Below are 19,409 nucleotides of genomic sequence, written 5' to 3' on the forward strand. Positions count from 1 at the left end.
ACATGTCACGGTACGACTGGGGAAAGACGCACCCGGGCATCGAGCGGCTGGAGCGGGCGGTGACCGAACGCCGCGACGTGGTGGTCAACCACCCGCTCTACGCCAACCTGGACACCCACGAGGCGCTGGTGACGTTCATGGAGCACCACGTCTTCGCGGTCTGGGACTTCATGTCCCTGCTGAAGTCGTTGCAGCGCCAGCTCACCTGTGTCACGGTCCCGTGGATCCCGACCGGCCCGACCGGCAGCCGCCGCCTGATCAACGACATCGTCATGGTCGAGGAGAGCGACGAGCTGGGCGAGGGCTACATCAGCCACTTCGAGCTCTACGTGCGCGGCATGACCGAGGCCGGCGCGGACACCACCCCCGTCGACAAGCTGGTGGACCTGCTGCGCGCCGGTCGGCCGGTGACCGAGTCGTTCGGCGCGGCCGGGGTGCCGGCGCCGTCGGCGGCGTTCGCGGGCACCACCTGGCGGATCATCGAGACCACCCCGGTGCACTGCCAGGCGGCGGCGTTCGCGTTCGGCCGGGAGGACCTCATCCCGGAGATGTTCACCCAGGTCGTCGCCGTCAACGAGCGCAGCAACCGGCTGAACACGTTCGTCGACTACCTGGAGCGGCACATCGAGGTCGACGGCGAGCAGCACACCCCGATGGCCATGCAGATGCTCGCCGACCTGTGCGGCGACGACGACACCAAGTGGCAGGAGTGCGCGGACACGGTCAACGACGCGCTGGCCGCCCGGGCCCGCCTCTGGGACGACATCCTCGCCGCCATCAAGGAGGGCCGTCCGGCGTGACCGGCCCCGACCCGGCCGCGCTCTACCGGACGGTCCGGCTGATCCGGCGCTTCGAGGAGCGCGCGATCGAGCTGGTCGACGCCGGGGAGATCGTCGGCGGCATCCACCCGTACCTGGGTCAGGAGGGGATCGCCGCCGGGGTCTGCGCGGCGCTGACCACCGGTGACCTGGTGACCGGCACCCACCGCGGGCACGGACACGTGCTGGCCAAGGGCGCCGACCCGGCCCGGATGCTGGCCGAGCTGTGCGGCCGGGTCACCGGGCTCAACCGGGGCCGCGGCGGGTCGATGCACGCCGCCGACTTCGGCGTCGGCGTGCTCGGCGCCAACGCCATCGTCGGGGCCGCCGGCGCGATCCTCACCGGCGCGGTGTGGGAGCGCCGCCGGCGCGGCGCCGACCTGGTCGGCGCCACGTTCTTCGGCGACGGCGCGGTCAACGAGGGGATGCTGCTGGAGGCGTTCAACCTGGCCGCGCTCTGGCGGGTGCCGGTGCTGTTCGTCTGCGAGAACAACGGCTACGCCACCACCATGCCGGTCGCCGGCGCGGTGGCCGGCACGATCGCCGGGCGGGCCGAGGCGTTCGGCATGCCGGCGACCGCCGTCGACGGCCAGGACCCGGAGACGGTACGCGCGGCGGCAGCCGCCGCCGTCGCGCGGATGCGCGCCGGCGGCGGGCCCGAGCTGATCGAGGCGCACACCTACCGGTTCGACGCCCACCACACCTTCGAACACCGGGTACGCCTCGACTACCGGCCGCCGCAGGAGGTGGCCGACGGCCGCTCCCGCGACCCGGTCGAGATCGCCGGCGCGCGGCTGGACCCGGCGACGCGGGCCGGGATCGACGCCGCCGTCGAGGCGGTGCTGGCCGCCGCCGTCGACTTCGCGCTGGCCGGCCCGCACCCGGACCCGGCAACCGCCCTGGACCACCTGTACGCCAGTGGGCTGACCGCCCGGACCGGAGGTGGCTGATGCCCCGGCTCTCCTACCGTAGGGCGCTCACCCGGGCGCTCGCCGACGAGATGACCCGCGACGAGTCGGTGGTGGTTCTCGGCGAGGACATCCGGGTGGCCGCCGCCAACGTCACCACCGGGCTGGTGAAGAAGTTCGGCCCGGAGCGGGTGCGCGACACACCGCTGTCCGAGCAGGCGTTCACCAGCTTCGCCACCGGCGCGGCGCTGGCCGGGGCCCGGCCGGTGGTGGAGTTCCAGATCCCGTCGCTGCTGTTCCTGGTCTTCGAGCAGATCGTCAACCACGCGCACAAGTTCCCGCTGATGACCGGCGGCCAGTGCGCGGTGCCGGTCACCTACCTGGTGCCCGGCTCCGGCTCCCGTACCGGCTGGGCCGGGCAGCACTCCGACCACCCGTACGCGTTGTTCGCCCACGTCGGGGTGACCACCGTGGTGCCGGCCACCCCGGCCGACGCGTACGGGCTGCTGGTCTCCGCGATCCGCTGCGACGACCCGGTGGTGGTCTTCGCCCCGGCCGGCGCGCTGGATCTGCGGGAGGACGTGGCCGACCCGGCGCCGGTGCCGCTGGGTCGGGGCGTGGTCCGCCGGGCCGGCGACGACGTCACCGTGGTCGCGGTCGGGCACCTGGTGCACGAGGCGCTCGCGGTCGCCGAGGAGCTGGCCGGTCAGGCGTCGGTGGAGGTCTTCGACCCCCGCACGCTGTACCCGTTCGACTGGGACGGACTCGTCGACTCGGTGAGCCGCACCGGACGCCTCGTCGTGGTCGACGACGGCAACCGGTCCTGCGGCATCGCCGGGGAGATCATCGCGACCGTGGTGGAGCGGGTCCGGCTGGCCGTCCCGCCGCGGCGGGTCACCCGGCCCGACGGTGCGGTGCTGCCGTTCGCGCCGGCCCTGGACCGGGCCGTGCAACCCGGCCGGGACCAGCTCACCGCCGCCATCCAACTGACCCTCAAGGACGGATGAACGATGGACCCGAACTACCCGTGGCCGCCGCTCGGCGCGGCGTGGACCGACCTGCCCGAGTCCACCCGGTCGGCCATGGTGACGGCCGGCGCCGGCGCCTGGGAGAAGATCTTCCACGGCCGGGCCACCTACAACACGCGGTGGCGGCTGGCCCGCCCGCCGGTGCTCACCGCGGACGCGTTCCGTGAGCTGAACGAGGTCTGCGACCGGATCGCCCAGCTCATCCTGGAGGCGTGCCAGCGGCGCGCCCGCACCGCCGGTGAGCTGCGCCGGCTGCTCGACGTGCCGGACGGGGAGACCCGGCTGCTCGACCCGGACGAGGAGCTGCACGACGGGCTGCTGGCCGCGTACCGGCCGGACGTGCTGTTCTCCGGTGGCGTGCCGTGCATCGTGGAGTACAACATCGACAGCAGCCTCGGCGGCGGCTTCGACGCCGACACCGTGATCCAGCGGTACGCGGAGCTGTACCGCGACGCCGGCCTGCTGGACCGGGTGCGGCCCGCGCCGTCCCTGCTGGACCAGCGGTTCGTCGCCATCCGGGACACGCTCGGCCTGCCCGACGGCGCACGGGTGGCGCTGCTGATGGACTTCGAGGCGGAGTATCCGGGGCTGGACGACCCGGAGACGTTCATCCGGATCCTCTCGCCGCTCGTCGACCAGGCCCGGCCGTTCGGCATCGACCTGGTGATCGCGCCGGTCGCCACCGCCACGCTGGACGCCGAACGTCGGCTGGTGGTCGACGGCGCCCCGGTGGACGCGCTGTTCCGGCTGTTCGTGCCGAACCGGGTCACGCCCGGCGCCGGCCTGGACGCGGTGGCCGGCGCGCTGGCGGCCGGCACGCTGCCGATGTTCGTCAGCAGCGCCGCCTGGCTGCTCAGCAACAAGCTGAACTACGCCTGGCTCTGGGCCGACCTGGACCTGCTGCCGGAGCCCGACCGGGTGCTGGTCCGCCGGTACGTCCCGCACACCGTCGCGCTCACCGCCGACCAGCTCGACCGGGCGCTGGCCGAGCAGGCCGAGCTGGTCGCCAAGCCGGCCGGCGGGTCGGCCGGACACGGCGTGCTGATCGGGCCGGAGCTGAGCGCGGTGGCGTGGGAGGACGGGGTACGCGCCGCGATCGACGCGGGCGGCCACATCCTCCAGCGTTACCACGAGGCGGACCGGGTGGCGATGGACTTCGTGCGGATCGAGACCGGCGAGACGGTCACCGCCGACGTCCCGTACAGCCTCGCGCCGTACCTGTTCGACCGCACCGCCTCCGGCGCGTTGGCGCGGGTCGGCTACCCGGGCTGCGAGGGCGTCCTCAACCTGGCCCGCGGCGTGCTGATGTCCGGCATCCTGCTCACCGACTGATCCCGCCCTGGGCCGGGGTGGTGAAGAAGGCGGTCAGGGGGGTGATCAGGGCGGGCGGCGCCACGGCGATGCCGTTGTGCGGGCTGCCGGGCACGCGCAGCGTGCGGGCGTGCGGGAGGACGGTGGCCAGCAGCTCGTTGGTCTCGGTGAAGAACGGCGCGGCCCGGGCGCCGCTGATCAGGAGCGTGTCGGCGGTGATGCCGGCGTACTGCTCGGCGGGCCCGTCGTGCACCAGGATCTGCCGTGACTCGGCGAGCGTCATCCCGACCAGCGCGCCCATGGTGCGCCCGATCTCGGTGCGCAGGAAGAGCCGGGTGATCGCGGCCCGGACCGGCAGCGGCAGCCGCGACGCCGGGTTCTGCGGGTCGACGGCGGCGCCCACGATCGCCAGGGCCCGGGCGGTCTGCCCGGCCCGGACGGCCGCCTCGGCCGGTTCGAGGAACGCCATCGGCATGCCGCGTCCGGCCAGCCGCAGCGGGACGTCGTAGACCGCGATCCGCTCCAGCGGCAGCCGCAGCGCGGCCCGCAGCACCACGAACGCGCCGTAGCTGTGCCCGACCGCCCACCGGGCGCCGGTGTGCGCGAGCACCGCGCCGAGGTCGTCGATCTCCTGCTCCACCGTGTACGGCTCGCGGCGGGGTGGGGCGTCCGCCCGGCCCCGCCGGTTGTAGAGGTGCACGGTGAACCGCTCGGCGAGCCGTGCGGCCAGCCGGCGGTACTCCGCGATCGTCACCCCGCCGCCGTGCACCACCACGAGCCCCGGCCCGCTGCCCGTGGAGTGCAGGACGATGCCCGCGCCGTCCGTGGCCGTGATCCGTTGCATGACCGCTCCCTCCGACCCCATAAAACTGCGAACGTCGTTTGCAGTTTACAGTGGGATGGTGAGCGGCGCATCCACGAATCCGGCCGGCGGCGGAACTCCCGGCCCGTCGATCTGGAGCCGGCCGCCACGCGGCAGCCGCGGGCCGACCCCGACCCACGGCCGGGACGAGATCGCCGCCGCCGCGGTCACACTCGCCGACGCCGGCGGGCTGGACGCCGTGTCGATGCGGGCGGTGGCCGGCGCGCTGGACATGGCCGCCGGCTCGCTCTACCGGCACCTGTCGTCCCGCGACGACCTGCTCGACCTGATGGTCGACAGGTGTGTGGGGGAGCTGCGGCCCTATCCGGACGACGACGGCGATTGGGTCGAGCAGTTCCTGCGGCTGGCCCGCCGCCAGCTCGCGCTGCACCGGCGGCACCCGTGGCTGGCCGACGCGCTCGGCCGGCCCGCGTCGCCCGGGCCGAACACGCTCGCCTACTTCGACGCCTGCCTGCGCATCCTGCAACCGGTGCCGGCCGGCGTCGCCGCCAAGTTCGAGGCGGTCGCCATGGTCACCGGCGTGGTCACGCTCTTCGCCCGCAGCGCGGCGGCCACCGGCACGGTCACGTTCGACCACGTCGACCTGGCGGCGTACCCCCATCTGGCCGCCGCGTTCGCCGACGCCGCGCCCCCGCCCGACGGCGACCTCTTCGCCCGCACCCTCCGTGCCCTTCTCACCGGCCTCCTGACGCCCGACCGTCCCGGACCGCCCGTTCTTCCCCCCGATCCCTCCGATCCGCCGCCGAGCCCATGGCGATGAGGTGACCGAGGAGTTCGCGCCCCGGTGCATCGCCGGACCGACGCCAACTCCTTGATCAACTGGCGGTGTGCGGTGGTGGCGGCGGGGACGAGGTCGGTCGGGCTGCCTTCCGACCTGAGCGCAGAAACGACTCACCGACCCGGCTTCCGATCCCGACGTCGCGAGAGCACGTCCGTGCGGGTGGTGGCGTGGCCACCGGCCAGGCCGCCGCGGTGCCGGGGTCGCGAGGTGGTGAGTCGTTTACGCCATCAACGCGAAAGGCACTCGCACCCGTACCCTCGCCGACGGCGACGGCCCCCTTTCCCGGCACGGTCCGCGCGTCCGCCCGAATCGGCGCCCGTTCGGGGGCGGCCTGGTGAGCGTCGCTCTCCGCCCGGTCGCCCGAAGGCCGACGCCGGACCGGCCAGCACCGGTCAGGGGCGGCGGCCGTCACCGGGTGGTCGACCGGTCGGCCCGGCCGGTCAGACGCCGGTGACCGGCCGGGTCGCGGCGGGCCGGCGACGGGTGCGGTGGGCGGCGAGGACCCGGAGCGTTTCCGCGGTGGCGACGGCGTCGCTGCGGGCGCTGCCGTGGCGGCCGTCGCCGCTGTAGAGCGAGGGGTCGGCGACCAGCGGGTGGTCGGTGAGGTGCACGTGCAGCGTGCCGAGGCGCTCGGCCACCGCGCGGGTGTGCCGGGCCAGCCGACGTATCCGCGCGCCCAGCCCGGCCCGCAGCGTGTCCCGCACCGCCGGGCTGTGCGAGACGTCGAACATGCCCACCGTGATCACGTCCGCCCCGGCGTCACGCAGCGCGGTGATGATCGCGACCAGTTCCCCGTCGACCGCGTCGGGATCGTACCCGGGCCGGAACGCGTCGTTGCCACCGCACACCACAAGCGCCAGGTCCGGCCGGAACGCCAGCGCGTCGGCCAGTTGCGTGGCCCGCACCTCGTGCGCCCGCAGACCGCGCCGCCCCAGGTTGACGTACGCCAGCTCCGGCCGCGCCGCCCGCAGCTCGGCAGCGATCCGGTCGGCCCACTGCACGTCGGGGTAGCCGTCGAGCGGCTCGCACAGGCCCTCCGCGACGCTGTCGCCGAGCACCACGAACCGGTGCCACGGATGGTCGCGCAGCAGGTCGGCGGCCTCGCCGGGGCGCAGGCACCAGGGATCCGTGGCCTCGGTCAACGTCGATGACATGACCGGGAGGCTAGCCGAGCGGTCGGGACGGGGGAAGCGGTCCGCCGCCCCGACCGCTCGGACGGCCGGGCTCAGGCGGGCGGCGGCCGGGCTCAGGCGGTCGGCGGCCGGTTGAACCAGCCGTGCAGCGTGACGATGACATGCGTCGTGCCGCCGCTGACGTTCAGGAGCCGGATGTTCCTGGTCGCGTAGCGCGGGCCGGCGTCGTTCACCCTGACCATCACCATCGTGGTGCGTGCGATCTGGCCGGCGGCGAAGTTCGCCACGGACTGGCTGGTGACCACCGGCCCGTCGGGAGAGTGGCGGTGCGCGCCGCGGCGCAGCGGTCGCTCCGACACCGCGGTCAGGCCGGGGTGGGGGCGACCGGCTCCGGCGCCGGCCGGCCGGCGCCGGAGCGCAGGAACAGCAGCGGCGCCACGGTGAGCACCAGGCAGGCCACCGACATCGCCAGCAACGCCGGGCCCAGGTCGAACAGCGCCACCGACCAGCCGCCGAGCAGCGCGCCCACCGGCAGGCCGAGGAACGCCACCGAGCCGGAGATGCCCAGCACCCGGGTCTGCAACGCCGCAGGCACCCGTTGGTAGAGCGCGGCGCCGAGCAGCGGGTTCACCGCCGCGATCCCGATCCCGGACAGGAACGTCACCACCAGCACCACCACCAGGTCGTCGCTGAGCGCCAGCGCCAGCAGCCGGGGCGCGCCGCTGAGCGCCAACCCGAGCGCGAACACCGCCTGGCCGGGCAGCCGCGTGCCGACCAGCGTGAAGAGCAGGTTGCCCAGCAACGCGCCGGCCGAGAAGACGCCCAGCAGCAGCCCGAACCCGGCCGGGTCGCCGAGCACCTGGCTGACCCAGAGCGGGATCCAGACCGCGACGCTGGCGTTGGCGAACATGTTGGACGCCGAGACCACGATCAGCATGACCAGCAGCGTCCGGTCGGTACGCAGGTAGGCGAAGCCGCCGCGCAGCGCCCGCAGGTACGGCTCCCGGGGCGCCGGCTGCGTCGGCGCGGGCGGCCGGACCAGCACCCCGATCAGCAGCGCGCAGACCGCGAACGTGGCCGCGTCGATCCAGATCGCCGGCGTCAGCCCCACCCAGTCGATGAGCAGCCCACCCAGCACCGCGCCGAACAGCGTCATGCCCCGCGCCAGCCCGTCGTAGGCGGAGGTGAGCCGGATCAGCGGCACCCCGGCCCGCTCGGCGGCCGGCTTGAACAGCACGTGCTTCACCCGGTCGCCGATGCCGCGCAGCCCGCCGGCGATCGCCACCAGCACCAGCAGCGTGCCGAAGCCGAGCCAGGGCGCGAGCGCCACCACCGCCATCGCGACCGCGCTGGCCGCATCCACGAAGATCGAGGTACGGCGGACGCCGAACCGGTCCGCCCACGGCGTGGCCAACGCGCTGGAGAGCATGTACGGCAGCGTCTCCGCGGCGGCCACCAGGCCCATCCGGGTCGGGCTGCCGGTGGTCTGCAGCACCAGCCAGGGAATGGCCACCACCGAGATCCGGGTGCCGAGGTTGGACAGCAGGTCGGCGCCGACCAGGGTGTACAACTCCCGGCGCGGGTTCACGCCGGACTGCCGATCGGGTCCGCGCCGGCCGGGTGCTCCTGTGCGTACCGGACCCGCAGCGCCCGTTTGTCGACCTTCGCGGACCGGTTCAGCGGCAGCGCGTCGACGAACTCCACCGCGCCGGGCGCCCAGGTCTCGCTGAGTTCCCGGACGACCAGCGCGATCAGGTCGTCGCCGGTGACCGCCGCGCCCGGCGCCGGCACCACGTACGCGTGCGGCAGCTCCCCGGCCACCGGGTCCGGCACCCCGATCACCGCGGCGGCCCGCACCTCGGGGTGACCGGCGAGCACGTCCTCGATCGGGCGGGAGTAGATCGGCCAGCTCCGCTGCCGGGTGAGGATCCGGTCCTGCAACCGGTCGACCAGGTAGAGGAAACCGTCGTCGTCGAGGTGCCCGATGTCGCGGGTGCGCACCCAGCCGTCGACGAGCGTCTCGGCGGTCAGCTCCGGCTGGCCGTGGTAGCCGGCGAAGCTCAGCTTCGTCCGGGCCCACACCTCGCCGTCGACGCCGGCCGGCAGCACCCGCCCGTCGGCGTCGCGGATCTCGACCGTCACGTCCCCGTACGGCCGGCCGCAGGAGCGCAGCCGCTCCGGGTGCTCCGGATCGTCGGTGAGCCCGGGCAGCGCGCAGATCACCACCGCCTCGCTGAGCCCGTAGACGATGCGCAGGCACGGGCCGAACCGGGCGATCGCCTGGCGCAGCCGGGCCGGCGCGGCCGGCCCGGCGCCCACGTTGAACATGAACATGGCGGAGAAGTCGGCGCCCGGCAGGTCGGGATGGTCGAGCACCTCGTAGAGCATCGGCGGGGTGACGAACGTGGAGGTCAGCCGCTCGGCGTCCACGGTCGCGATGAACGCCGCCGGGTCCCACCGCTCGCGCAGGAACAGCACCCCGCCGGTGAACAGGTTGACGAGCGTGGTGATCTGGCCGCTGGCCAGCCACATCGGGGAGTGCGACAGGTGCCGCAGCAGCGGGATCCCGGCGTCCCGGATGCCGGCGGCGAGCACCAGCACCTGCCGGTAGAAGCTCTCCCGGTGGTGCACCAGCTTCGGCGTGCCGGTGGTGCCGCTGGTCTGGAGGAACGACTCCGGCGCCGGCCCGGAGGCCGGCAGGTCGGTCGGGTCGTCGGCGCCGCCCGCGGTGAGGTCCGGGCCGGCGCCACCGGGGCCGAGACACAGCACCGGTACGCCGACCAGGCCGGCCGCGACCTGCCCGGACTCCGGATCGCGGGGATCGTGCACGAACACCTCCGGCGCGGCCAGCGCGACGAACTCGTCGATCTCGCGGCGGGAGGTGACCGGGGCGACCCACATGGCGCGACAGCCGAGCAGGTGCAACGCGAGGTGCAGCAGGGGACCCTCGACCGTGTTGCCGAGCATCACCAGCACCGCCGCGCCGGGTCGTACGCCGTGCCGGCGCAGCGCGGTGGTCAGGCCGCGCACCTCGGCGGCGACCTGCCGGTAGGTGAGCCGGCGGTCACCGCCGACCAGCGCCTCCCGGTCGCCGAACCCGGCGAACAGCTCCAGCGCCTCGTGCACGTAGTTCGGCCGGTCTGTCATCGGGCAGCCCCCATCGTTGTCCGCGAGCGGCGCCCGGCCCAGGTCAGGGCCGGTACTCGGACGGCGGGTGCCGGGTCGGCGACCGCACCGCCGCCGGTTCCGAGCCTAGGCAGCCGCGGTCCACGGCGGACAGAGCCGAACGTCGGGGCCCGGCATCCCGCGGGCATTTGATCATGTCGATCAGGTTGATTGACGCTCGTCACCAGCGGCGGCTAGTTTCCGGTCCATCGCCCGGGCAGATGGCGCCGACCGCGCCGCGCCCGGGGTTGGGCGAACATGGAGGATCGATGCCGACCCCGAAGAGATGGCACGTCATAGCTTCCGCCGCAACGCTGCTGATCGCCGGCACCCCGGCGGTCACCGCGAGCGCCGGCCCCACCGACACCGACCGCGCCGGGCACGGGCGCGCCGAGTGGGCGGGGAGCTGGGCCGCCGCGGTGACCCGCGGGAACACCGTGGGGCTGACCAACACCGGCCTCAACGACCAGAGCATCCGGATGACGGTGCAGACCACGGTGGGTGGTCCGCGCCTGCGGGTCCGCCTCACCAACCTCTACGGCGAGCAGGCCGTCAAGGTCGGGCACGCCACGGTCGCCCGGCCGAACACCGCCACCGCCGACGACCTGTCCGACGTCGACCCGGCCAGCGTCCGGGAACTGACGTTCTCCGGCGGCACGTCGGCCACCATCAACAAGGGCGCCGAACTGCTCAGCGACCCGCTCGCCTACCCGGTGGCCGAGCAGGAGGACCTGGTGGTCACCCTGTACTTCCCGGTGCTCACCGGACCGGTCACGTTCCACGGCCAGTCCCGGGTCACCAACTTCATCGGCGCCACCGACCTGACCACCGCGGCCGGCGGCGCCGGCTTCACCATCAAGCCGAACTGCTGCTGGATGTTCCTCTCCGGCATCGACGTGGAGCGCAAGGTCGCGCCGGGCTCGGTGGTGGTGCTCGGCGACTCCATCGGCGACGGCAACGGCAGCACGGTCAACGCCGACAAGCGCTGGCCGGACCTGCTCGCCGCGCGGCTGATCGAGGCCCGTCCGGAGGTCCGTACGCCGGGCGTGCTCAACCTCAGCCTGGCCGGCAACCGGCTCAACCACGAGGGCCCGGAGCCCGGCGCGGGCGGCTTCCCCGGCTACTACGAGCTGGGCCCGAACGCGCTGGCCCGACTGAACGAGGACGTGTTCCCGCAGACCGGGGTCCGGACCGTCATCACCCACCTGGGCATCAACGACATCTGGATGAACGGCGACAGCGCCGAGGCGATCATCGCCTCGCTGCGCCAGCTCAACCAGCAGGTCAAGGCGCGCGGGCTGACCAGCCTGGTCGGCACCATCACGCCGTACGAGGGCAACGGCGGGCCGGGCGTGTGGACCGAGGAGAAGGACGCCACCCGCAACGCCGTCAACGCCTGGCTGCGCGGGGCCGGCCGGGCCGAGTTCGACGGCGTGCTCGACTTCGACGCCGTGCTGCGCGACCCGGCGCAGCCCAGCCGGCTGCTGCCGGCGTACGACGCCGGGGACCACATCCACCCGAACGACGCGGGCGCGCAGGCGATGGCGAACGCCGTCCCACTGCGGCTGCTCGGGCTGTGACACCGGGCGGGGGCGGCGTCGACACGGCGGCCGCCCCCGCCGCCTTTTCCTGGGGAGGAAGAACGCCGTGGACGTCAGTGAGATCCTGACCGGCCTGTACAGCGAGCAGGGCCGGCAGAACCCCTATCCCTACTACGCGGCCCTGCACGCGCACGGGCCGATCAACGCCATTCCCACCCGCGCCGAGCACAGCACCGTCACCGCCGTCGCCGGCGGCTACGACGTGGTGGACCGGATCCTGCGCGATCCGGAGTGGTACAAGGGCTTCCCGCCCGGCTGGGAGGAGCAGGAGATCCTGCGCACGTTCCTCACCTCGATGATGTTCGTCAACCCCCCGGACCACACCCGGATGCGCGCGGTGTTCGCCAAGACGTTCACCCCGCGCCGGCTGGGCGCGCTGGAGCCGGTGGTGGCGCGGATCGTCACCGAACGCCTGGACGCGATGGCCGAGGCCGGCGCGGACGGCACCGAGGTGGACTTCGTCGCCGACTTCGCGTACCCGGTCCCGGCGCTGGTGATGGCCGAGTTCATCGGCCTGCCCGCCGCCGACCTGGCCTGGTACCGGCAGCGGGTCGACTGGATCGACGAGTACATGGACGTCGCCGGCAAGACGCCGGAGCGGCTGACCCGGGCCAACCAGGCCGCCGAGGAGCTGCGGGCCTACTACCGGGACCTGATCGGCCACCGCCGCCGGGCCCCCGGCGAGGACCTGATCAGCGGGCTGGTCGAGGTGCTCGACGCGGGCGGTGTCGACCTCACCGAGGACGAGCTGATCAGCAACCTGATCGTGCTCTTCAACGCCAGCTTCGTCACCACCGTCTACATGTTCAGCAACGGCCTGCCGCTGCTGCTCGACCATCCGGAGGTGACCGCCGCGCTACCCGGCGACGACGCGCTCGCCCGGGGCTGTGTGGACGAGGTGCTGCGGATGGAGAGCCCGGTGCACTTCCTGGCCCGTTCCGCGCCGGCCGACGCCGACCTGGACGGCGTGCCGGTGGCCCGCGACGACAACGTGCTGTTGCTGATCGCCGCCGCGAACCGGGACCCGGCCCGCTTTCCCGACCCGGACCGCTTCGACCCGCACCGGGACGGCCCACCGTCGCTGGCCTTCGGCGTCGGACTGCACTTCTGCCTGGGCTCGGCGGTGTCGAAACTGGAGGGCCGGATCGCGCTGCCCCGGTTGTTCGCCCGCTTCCCCCGGCTCGCGGTCACCCAGCCGTACACCTACAGCGGCAGCCTCTTCCTGCGCGGCATCGACAAGCTCTTCGTCACCACCGGGGAGGCCGGATGACGCTCGATCCACAGGTGGTCGCGTGGCGGGCCGCCCGGGCGACGGCGGGCGCCGTACCGCTCTACACCCAGACCCTCGCCGAGGCCCGCGCCGCCGACCTCGCCGCGATCCGCGCCGGCGGCGGCGCGGTCGAGCCGGTCGCCGAGGTACGCGACAGCCAGGTGCCCGGCCCGGCCGGGCCGCTGCCGGTGCGGGTGCACCGGCCGGCCGGCGACGGTCCGCTGCCCACGCTGGTCTGGTTCTTCGGCGGTGGCTGGACGCTCGGCAGTGTGGACACCGCCGACGGGATCTGCCGCCGGCTGGTCAACCTCGCCGGCTGTCAGACCGTGACGGTCGGCTACCGGCTCGCCCCCGAGCACCCGTTCCCGGCCGCGGTCCAAGACTGCCACGCCGCGCTGCGCCACCTGGCCACGCACCCCGACGAGTTCCGGATCGACGCGGGCCGGCTGGCGGTCGGCGGGGACAGCGCCGGCGGCAACCTGGCCGCCGCGGTGACGCTGCTGGCCCGTGCCGACGGCGGGCCCCGGCTCGCCGCCCAGGTGCTGGTCTACCCGAACACCGACCAGCGCCCCGGCCGTCGCCCGGCCGACGACGAGGACCCGCTGCTGTTCAACCGGCACTCGGTGGACTGGTACCGCGGCCACTACCTCGCCGACCCGGCGGACGCGTCCCATCCGCTGGCCTCGCCGCTGCTCGCCGAGGACCTGTCCGGCCTGCCGCCGGCGCTCGTCGTCACCGCCGGCCACGATCCGTTGCGCGCCGAGGGCGAGCGGTACGCCGAGCGGCTGGGCGGGGCCGGCGTGCCGACCGAGACGGCCGACTACCCCGGCATGATCCACGGCTTCTTCGCCATGCCCGGCGTGTTCGACGCCGGCCGCGACGCCCAGGACCGGGTGGCCGCGTTCCTGCGCCGACGCCTCGGCCTCGACCCGGCCGGTCCCGCGTCGGCGGCGGGGGAGTCGACCGGTCGGGCCTCGGCGGTCGGCGACCCGGCCGGTCCGGCGTCGGCGGCGGGGGAGTCGACCGGTCGGGCCCCGGCGGTCGGCGGGCCGGCCGGTCCGGGGTCGGCGGCCGGCGGGCCGGCGGGTTCGACACCGGCCGGCGCTGATCCGGCCGTGGGCGCGACGGGCGCCGGCGGCCATGGCTGAGCGGGACGCCGACCCGCCGGCCCCGGCGGCCGGGCCGGGCTTCGTGCCTCCGGCCAGCCTGGCCGACTTCGCCGGGCTGGCCCGGGCGGTGCTCCCGGCCGACGTGTGGGACTTCGTCGACGGCGGCAGCGGCACGGAGACCGCGCTGGCCGCCAACCGGGCCGCGCTGGACCGGGTGGCCGTGCTGCCCCGGATGCTGGCCGGCGTGGACGTCCCGAGCACCGAGGCGACGCTGCCCGGGGGCCGGGCCGCGCTGCCGGTGGCGGTCGCGCCGATGGCGTACCAGCGGCTGCTGCACGCCGACGGTGAGCCGGCGCTCGCGGCGGCGGCCGGCGCGGCGGGCGTGCCCTACGTGGCCAGCACGCTGTCCAGCACGCCGATCGAGGAGATCGCCGCGGCCGGCGCAACGGTGTGGTTCCAGCTCTACTGGCTGCGCGACCGGGGCCTGGTGGCGGAGCTGCTGGACCGGGCGCTGGGCGCGGGCTGCGCGGCGGTGATGCTCACCGTGGACGTGCCGGTGCTCGGCCGGCGCCTGCGCGACGTGCGCAACGGCTTCACGCTGCCGGCGCACGTCACCGCCGCCAACCTGCCCGGCGGCCGGGACGACCTGGTCCACCAGGGCACACCCGGCGTCTCGGCGGTGGCGGTGCACACCGGCGCGGTCTTCGCCCCGGCGGTGAGCTGGGCGGACCTGGCCTGGCTGCGTGCGCGTACCCCGGTGCCGTTGCTGGTCAAGGGCATCCTGGACGCGCGTGACGCGGTCCGCGCGGCGGACGCCGGCGTGGACGCGGTGGTGGTCTCCAACCACGGCGGCCGGCAGCTCGACGCCGCCCCGGCCAGCGTGAGCGTGCTGCCGGAGGTGGTCGACGCGGTGGCGGAGCGGTGCGCGGTGCTGCTGGACAGCGGCATCCGCGGTGGCGTCGACGTGCTGCGCGCGCTCGCGCTCGGCGCGGCCGGCGTGCTTGTCGGCCGGCCGCTGCTCTGGGCGCTCGCGGCCGGCGGCCGGGCCGGCGCCGATGCCGCGCTGGCGCTGCTCGCCGCCGAGCTGCGGGACGCGCTCATCCTCAGCGGCTGCCCCGACCCGGCCTCGGCCCGGCGGCTGCGCACCCGGATCGGAGCCTGACGTGGAACCGGTGGACCTGACCGTCGAGGCGCTGCACGGCAGCGTCGGTGACCCGGCGTTGAACTCGATGAACTTCCTCAACGAGGTGGCACAGCACTATCCCGACGCGGTGTCGCTGGCCGCCGGTCGGCCGTACGAGGAGTTCTTCGACTCGGCGCTGCTGCCCGGCCACCTGGACCGGTTCCGCGCGCACCTCGCCGACGACCTGGGGCTGAGCCCGGCCCAGGTGGACCGGACGCTGTTGCAGTACGGCCGGACCAAGGGCATCGTGCACCACCTCATCGCCCGCCACCTCGCCGTCGACGAGGGGCTCACCGTCGACCCGGAGACGATCGTGGTGACGGTCGGCTGCCAGGAGGCGATGTTCCTGGTGCTGCGCGCGCTGCGGGCCGACCCGGCCGACGTGCTGTTCGCGGTGGCGCCCACGTACGTCGGGCTGACCGGCGCGGCCCGCCTGGTCGACCTGCCGGTGCGTCCGGTGGCCGGCGGCCCGGACGGCGTCGACCTGGCCGACCTGCGGGCCGGGGTGCGCCGGGCCCGCGCCGAGGGGTTGCGCCCACGCGCCTGCTACGTGATGCCGGACTTCGCGAACCCGTCCGGGGTCAGCATGGACACCGCCCAGCGCCGCCGGCTGCTCGACCTGGCCGCCGAGGAGGAGCTGCTGCTGATCGAGGACAACCCGTACGGCCTGTTCCCGGCCGCCGGCGTGGACCGCCGTCCCACGCTCAAGGCGCTGGACACCGCGCGCCGGGTGGTCTACCTCGGCTCCTTCGCCAAGACCGTGCTGCCCGGCGCGCGGGTCGGCTACGTGGTCGCCGACCAGCGGGTGGGCGGCCCGGACGGCACGGTCGGCCCGCTCGCCGACCAGCTCGCCAAGATCAAGAGCATGGTCACGGTGAACACGTCGCCGATCAGCCAGGCGGTGATCGGCGGCGCGCTGCTGGCGCACGACTGTTCACTTGTCGCCGCGAACGTCCGGGAGCGGGCCGCGTACGCCCGCAACCTGCGCCACCTGGTCGACGGCCTGGCCCGCCGCTTCCCGGCCGGCGGGCCGGTGGGCTGGACCGTGCCGGCCGGCGGTTTCTTCGTGGTGGTCACCGTGCCGTTCCCGGTCGACGACGCGTTGCTGCACCGCTCGGCCCGGGAGTACGGCGTGCTCTGGACCCCGATGGCGCACTTCTACGACGCCGGCACGCCGGTGAACGCGTTGCGACTGTCGGTGAGCGCGGTCACCCCGGCGCAGATCGACGTGGGGCTGGACCGGCTCGCGGCGCTGGTCGCGGACACCACGGCCGCGGTGGGCGCGCCGGCCTGACGCCGCAGGGTCGTGGTTCCGGCACCACCCGTGTTCCCCGGCGACCCGGTGTCCGTTGATAATGGACGGATGGTTGCCTGGGAGTACGCGTTGCTGGTCCGCCGCTATCAGGGGCAGGGCCGGAATTTCCACGTCTCGTTCGTCTGGTACGGCCCGGACGGGTCCCGCACCGACGTGACCGCGTACGGGGACACCGCGGTCGCGCACCTCAACCGCGTCGGCCGGGAGGGCTGGGAGCTGGTCACCGCCGCCGAGGACGTGAACAACGTGCAGGGCAGCACCGAGGTCCACCGCTACCACCTCAAGCGCCCCCTCCGCTAACCCCACCCATCCACCCATCCACCCACCCATCCCTTCGTTGATCAAGGAGTTTGCGTCGGCTCCGGCGTACCGGCCGACGCAAACTCCTTGATCAACTTTGCGGGCGGGCGGGCGGGTGGGGGTGGGCGGGTGGCTCAGGTCAGGGTCACCTCGGGGTAGAGGGGGAACGGGGTGAGCAGGTCGGCGGCCTGCTTGCCGACCTGCTCGGCGACCGCCGGGTCCAGGACGTACTTCGCCTTGGACGGGGCGCCGTCGGGGCCGGTGCCGGGGCTGGTGCGGTCGAGCACGGTGTGCATCAGCTCGGCGGTCGCGTCCATCTCAGCGGCGCCCAGCCCCCGGGTGGTCAGCGCCGGCGTGCCGATCCGGATGCCGGAGGTGTACCACGCGCCGTTCGGGTCCTGCGGCACCGCGTTGCGGTTCGTCACGATGCCGGAGTCCAGCAGCGCCTGCTCGGCCTGCCGGCCGGTCAGGCCGTAGCCGGACACGTCGATGAGCACCAGGTGGTTGTCGGTGCCGCCGGTGACAAGCGTCGCGCCCCGGCGCAGCAGCCCGTCGGCGAGCGCCTGCGCGTTGTCCACGATCCGCTGCGCGTAGTCGGCGAAGTCGGGGCGCCGCGCCTCGGCCAGCGCCACCGCCTTGGCGGCCATGACGTGCGGCAGCGGACCGCCGAGCACCATCGGGCAGCCCCGGTCGACCTGGTCGGCCAGCTCCGGCCCGCAGAGCACCATGCCGCCACGCGGGCCGCGCAGCGACTTGTGCGTGGTGGTGGTGACGATGTGCGCGTGCGGCACCGGGTCGAAGTCGCCGGTGAAGACCTTGCCGGCGACCAGGCCGGCGAAGTGCGCCATGTCGACCATGAACGTCGCGCCGACGGAGTCGGCGATCTCCCGCATGATCCGGAAGTTGACCTTCCGGGGGTACGCGGAGTAGCCGGCGACCAGGATCAGTGGCTTGAACTCCCGGGCCGCCTCGGCCACCCGGTCGTAGTCGATCAGACCGGTCGCCGGATCGGTGCCGTAGCTGCGCTGGTCGAACATCTTGCCGGAGATGTTCGGCCGGAAACCGTGGGTGAGGTGGCCCCCGGCATCGAGCGACATGCCCAGCATCCGCTGGTCGCCCAGCTCCCGGCGCAGCGCGAACCACTCCGCCTCGGTCAGGTCGTTGACCTGGCGCTTCTGTGCCTTCTTCAGCGCGGGGGACTCGACCCGGTCGGCCAGGATCGCCCAGAACGCGACCAGGTTGGCGTCGATGCCGGAGTGCGGCTGCACGTACGCGTGGGCGGCCCCGAACAACTCCCGGGCGTGCTCGGCGGCGAGCGCCTCGACGGTGTCCACGTTCTGGCAGCCGGCGTAGAAGCGACGACCGACGGTGCCCTCGGCGTACTTGTCGCTGAACCAGTTGCCCATGGCCAGCAGCGTCGCGGGGGAGGCGTAGTTCTCACTGGCGATCAACTTCAGCGACTCGCGCTGGTCGGTCAACTCCGCCCCGATGGCGTCCGCCACCCGCGGCTCGACGGCGCGGATCACCTCCAGCGCGTTGCGGAAGGCGGTGGACTCGGCGTTGTGCGACATGCGACCTCCTGGTGACGTGCGGAAGGCCCAGGCGCTCGGCATGCGTCCTCATGACGAGGCCGCTCCCCGATGGTGCTCCATCTCCACGCGCCAGTCACGGCCCGTGGAAGATCCTAGCGCTCGGCGCCGGACCGGACCTGCGGGGTTGGCCGGCCTCCCGTGGGGCACACGGTGGGGAGGGCCGGTCCGCCGGCCACACCGAGAGGGAGGCACCACCATGACCACACCGACCACCGGACGGCCGCTCGCTGTGGTGACCGGCGCGTCCAGCGGCATCGGGTACGAGTTGGCCGTCCAGTTCGTCGAGCACGGGTACGACGTGGTGGTCGCCGCCGAGGACGCGGCGATCGAGTCCTCGGCGCGTGACCTGCGCCGCGACGGCGGCCCGGAGGTGCACCCGGTGCGGGTGGACCTGGCCACGCCGGAGGGCGTGGAGAAGCTGGCCGGGACGGTGACCGCGTTGGGCCGTCCGGTCGACGCGCTGGCGCTCAACGCCGGCCGGGGCGCGGGCGGGGACTTCGTCGGCGGCACCGATCTGGCCGACGAGCTGACCGTCGTCGACCTGAACGTCCGGTCGACCGTGCACCTGGCGAAGCTGCTGCTGCCGGGGATGGTCCGGCGGGGCGAGGGACGGGTGTTGTTCACCTCGTCGATCGCCGCCACCATGCCGGGGGCCTTCCAGGCGGTCTACAACGCCTCGAAGTCGTTCGTGCAGTCCTTCGCCGAGGGGATCCGCAACGAGTTGAAGGACAGCGGCGTCACGGTGACCGCGCTGATGCCCGGCCCGACCGACACCGAGTTCTTCGAGCGGGCCGACATGCAGGACACCCGGGTCGGCCAGGGGAAGAAGGACGACCCCCGCACGGTGGCCGAGGACGCGTTCGAGGCGCTGATGAAGGGCGAGCACAAGGTCGCGGCCGGCTCGCTGATCAACAAGATCCAGACCGCCGCCGGCAAGATCGTCCCGGACCGTCTGAAGGCCGAGCAGCACCGCAAGATGGCCGAGCCCGGCTCCGGCACCTGAGGTGTAAGG

At 74.1% G+C, this 19,409-nt stretch carries 17 protein-coding genes, 1 pseudogene and 1 riboswitch; of the genes and pseudogenes, 12 read left to right on the top strand and 6 right to left on the bottom strand.

Going from position 1 to position 19,409, the window contains the following annotated elements; genetic code table 11:
- Positions 1–2 precede the first annotated feature (2 nt).
- The 4 genes from ACIA6B_RS19215 to ACIA6B_RS19230 are packed head-to-tail and all read left to right on the top strand — an operon-like array spanning position 3 to position 4,086.
- On the top strand, positions 3–800 hold the full coding sequence (locus ACIA6B_RS19215; protein WP_396774986.1) for a DUF3050 domain-containing protein: 798 nt from the start codon (positions 3–5) through the stop codon (positions 798–800).
- A complete protein-coding gene (locus ACIA6B_RS19220; protein WP_396774988.1) occupies positions 797–1,768 on the top strand; it encodes a thiamine pyrophosphate-dependent dehydrogenase E1 component subunit alpha in 972 nt (323 codons plus the stop codon). Before ACIA6B_RS19215 ends, ACIA6B_RS19220 begins: the two co-directional genes overlap by 4 nt.
- Positions 1,768–2,733, top strand: coding sequence for an alpha-ketoacid dehydrogenase subunit beta (locus ACIA6B_RS19225; protein WP_396774990.1), 966 nt, complete (start codon positions 1,768–1,770; stop codon positions 2,731–2,733). The genes ACIA6B_RS19220 and ACIA6B_RS19225 overlap by 1 nt, the downstream gene beginning before the upstream one ends.
- 3 nt (positions 2,734–2,736) lie before the next feature.
- The gene (locus ACIA6B_RS19230; RefSeq protein WP_396774992.1) at positions 2,737–4,086 is read left to right on the top strand and encodes a hypothetical protein; all 1,350 of its coding nucleotides are present in this window, start codon (positions 2,737–2,739) and stop codon (positions 4,084–4,086) included.
- On the opposite strand, the gene ACIA6B_RS19235 is transcribed toward ACIA6B_RS19230, so the two are convergent.
- Positions 4,076–4,909 carry an alpha/beta fold hydrolase gene (locus tag ACIA6B_RS19235; RefSeq protein ID WP_396774994.1) on the bottom strand — a complete coding sequence of 278 codons (834 nt, stop codon included), beginning with the start codon at positions 4,907–4,909 and terminating at the stop codon, positions 4,076–4,078. The two genes, ACIA6B_RS19230 and ACIA6B_RS19235, sit on opposite strands and share 11 nt — an antisense overlap.
- Before the next feature lie 58 nt (positions 4,910–4,967).
- Between ACIA6B_RS19235 and ACIA6B_RS19240 the strand changes: the two genes are divergently transcribed.
- Positions 4,968–5,708 (top strand): TetR/AcrR family transcriptional regulator, encoded by a 741-nt coding sequence (locus tag ACIA6B_RS19240; RefSeq protein WP_396774996.1) that lies wholly within the window; start codon positions 4,968–4,970, stop codon positions 5,706–5,708.
- 461 nt (positions 5,709–6,169) lie between these two features.
- Here ACIA6B_RS19240 and ACIA6B_RS19245 read toward each other — a convergent pair whose 3' ends face one another.
- The 4 genes from ACIA6B_RS19245 to ACIA6B_RS19260 all read right to left on the bottom strand — a co-directional run bounded on the left by ACIA6B_RS19245 (position 6,170) and on the right by ACIA6B_RS19260 (position 10,009).
- On the bottom strand, positions 6,170–6,883 hold the full coding sequence (locus ACIA6B_RS19245) for an SGNH/GDSL hydrolase family protein (RefSeq protein WP_396774998.1): 714 nt from the start codon (positions 6,881–6,883) through the stop codon (positions 6,170–6,172).
- Positions 6,884–6,975: 92 nt separating this feature from the next.
- The gene (locus tag ACIA6B_RS19250; RefSeq protein ID WP_396775000.1) at positions 6,976–7,221 is read right to left on the bottom strand and encodes a hypothetical protein; all 246 of its coding nucleotides are present in this window, start codon (positions 7,219–7,221) and stop codon (positions 6,976–6,978) included.
- Between the two features lie 5 nt (positions 7,222–7,226).
- Positions 7,227–8,450: an MFS transporter gene (locus tag ACIA6B_RS19255; protein ID WP_396775002.1), complete on the bottom strand. Its 1,224-nt coding sequence runs from the start codon at positions 8,448–8,450 to the stop codon at positions 7,227–7,229.
- Positions 8,447–10,009: a class I adenylate-forming enzyme family protein gene (locus ACIA6B_RS19260; protein ID WP_396775004.1), complete on the bottom strand. Its 1,563-nt coding sequence runs from the start codon at positions 10,007–10,009 to the stop codon at positions 8,447–8,449. Before ACIA6B_RS19260 ends, ACIA6B_RS19255 begins: the two co-directional genes overlap by 4 nt.
- A gap of 314 nt (positions 10,010–10,323) precedes the next feature.
- On the opposite strand from ACIA6B_RS19260, the gene ACIA6B_RS19265 reads away from it, so the two are divergent.
- The 6 genes and pseudogenes from ACIA6B_RS19265 (at position 10,324) to ACIA6B_RS19290 (ending at position 16,805) form a co-directional block, all read left to right on the top strand.
- Positions 10,324–11,607 (top strand): SGNH/GDSL hydrolase family protein, encoded by a 1,284-nt coding sequence (locus ACIA6B_RS19265; protein ID WP_396775075.1) that lies wholly within the window; start codon positions 10,324–10,326, stop codon positions 11,605–11,607.
- Positions 11,608–11,674: 67 nt separating this feature from the next.
- The gene (locus tag ACIA6B_RS19270; protein ID WP_396775006.1) at positions 11,675–12,898 is read left to right on the top strand and encodes a cytochrome P450; all 1,224 of its coding nucleotides are present in this window, start codon (positions 11,675–11,677) and stop codon (positions 12,896–12,898) included.
- Positions 12,895–13,818: pseudogene (locus ACIA6B_RS19275) on the top strand (alpha/beta hydrolase); the annotation flags it as partial. The gene ACIA6B_RS19270 and the pseudogene ACIA6B_RS19275, both read left to right, overlap by 4 nt.
- A 220-nt stretch (positions 13,819–14,038) precedes the next feature.
- On the top strand, positions 14,039–15,169 hold the full coding sequence (locus ACIA6B_RS19280) for an alpha-hydroxy acid oxidase (RefSeq protein WP_396775008.1): 1,131 nt from the start codon (positions 14,039–14,041) through the stop codon (positions 15,167–15,169).
- Between the two features lies 1 nt (position 15,170).
- On the top strand, positions 15,171–16,484 hold the full coding sequence (locus ACIA6B_RS19285; RefSeq protein WP_396775010.1) for a PLP-dependent aminotransferase family protein: 1,314 nt from the start codon (positions 15,171–15,173) through the stop codon (positions 16,482–16,484).
- 69 nt (positions 16,485–16,553) lie between these two features.
- Positions 16,554–16,805 (top strand): hypothetical protein, encoded by a 252-nt coding sequence (locus tag ACIA6B_RS19290; RefSeq protein WP_107160278.1) that lies wholly within the window; start codon positions 16,554–16,556, stop codon positions 16,803–16,805.
- 134 nt (positions 16,806–16,939) lie between these two features.
- On the opposite strand, the gene ACIA6B_RS19295 is transcribed toward ACIA6B_RS19290, so the two are convergent.
- The gene (locus ACIA6B_RS19295; protein WP_396775012.1) at positions 16,940–18,376 is read right to left on the bottom strand and encodes a glycine hydroxymethyltransferase; all 1,437 of its coding nucleotides are present in this window, start codon (positions 18,374–18,376) and stop codon (positions 16,940–16,942) included.
- A gap of 18 nt (positions 18,377–18,394) precedes the next feature.
- Positions 18,395–18,484: riboswitch (ZMP/ZTP riboswitch) on the bottom strand.
- Between the two features lie 109 nt (positions 18,485–18,593).
- Between ACIA6B_RS19295 and ACIA6B_RS19300 the strand changes: the two genes are divergently transcribed.
- Positions 18,594–19,400, top strand: coding sequence for an SDR family NAD(P)-dependent oxidoreductase (locus tag ACIA6B_RS19300; RefSeq protein ID WP_396775014.1), 807 nt, complete (start codon positions 18,594–18,596; stop codon positions 19,398–19,400).
- The last annotated feature ends 9 nt before the right edge of the window (positions 19,401–19,409 follow it).

Source organism: Micromonospora sp. NPDC051141 (assembly GCF_044455765.1).
Taxonomy (GTDB): domain Bacteria; phylum Actinomycetota; class Actinomycetes; order Mycobacteriales; family Micromonosporaceae; genus Micromonospora.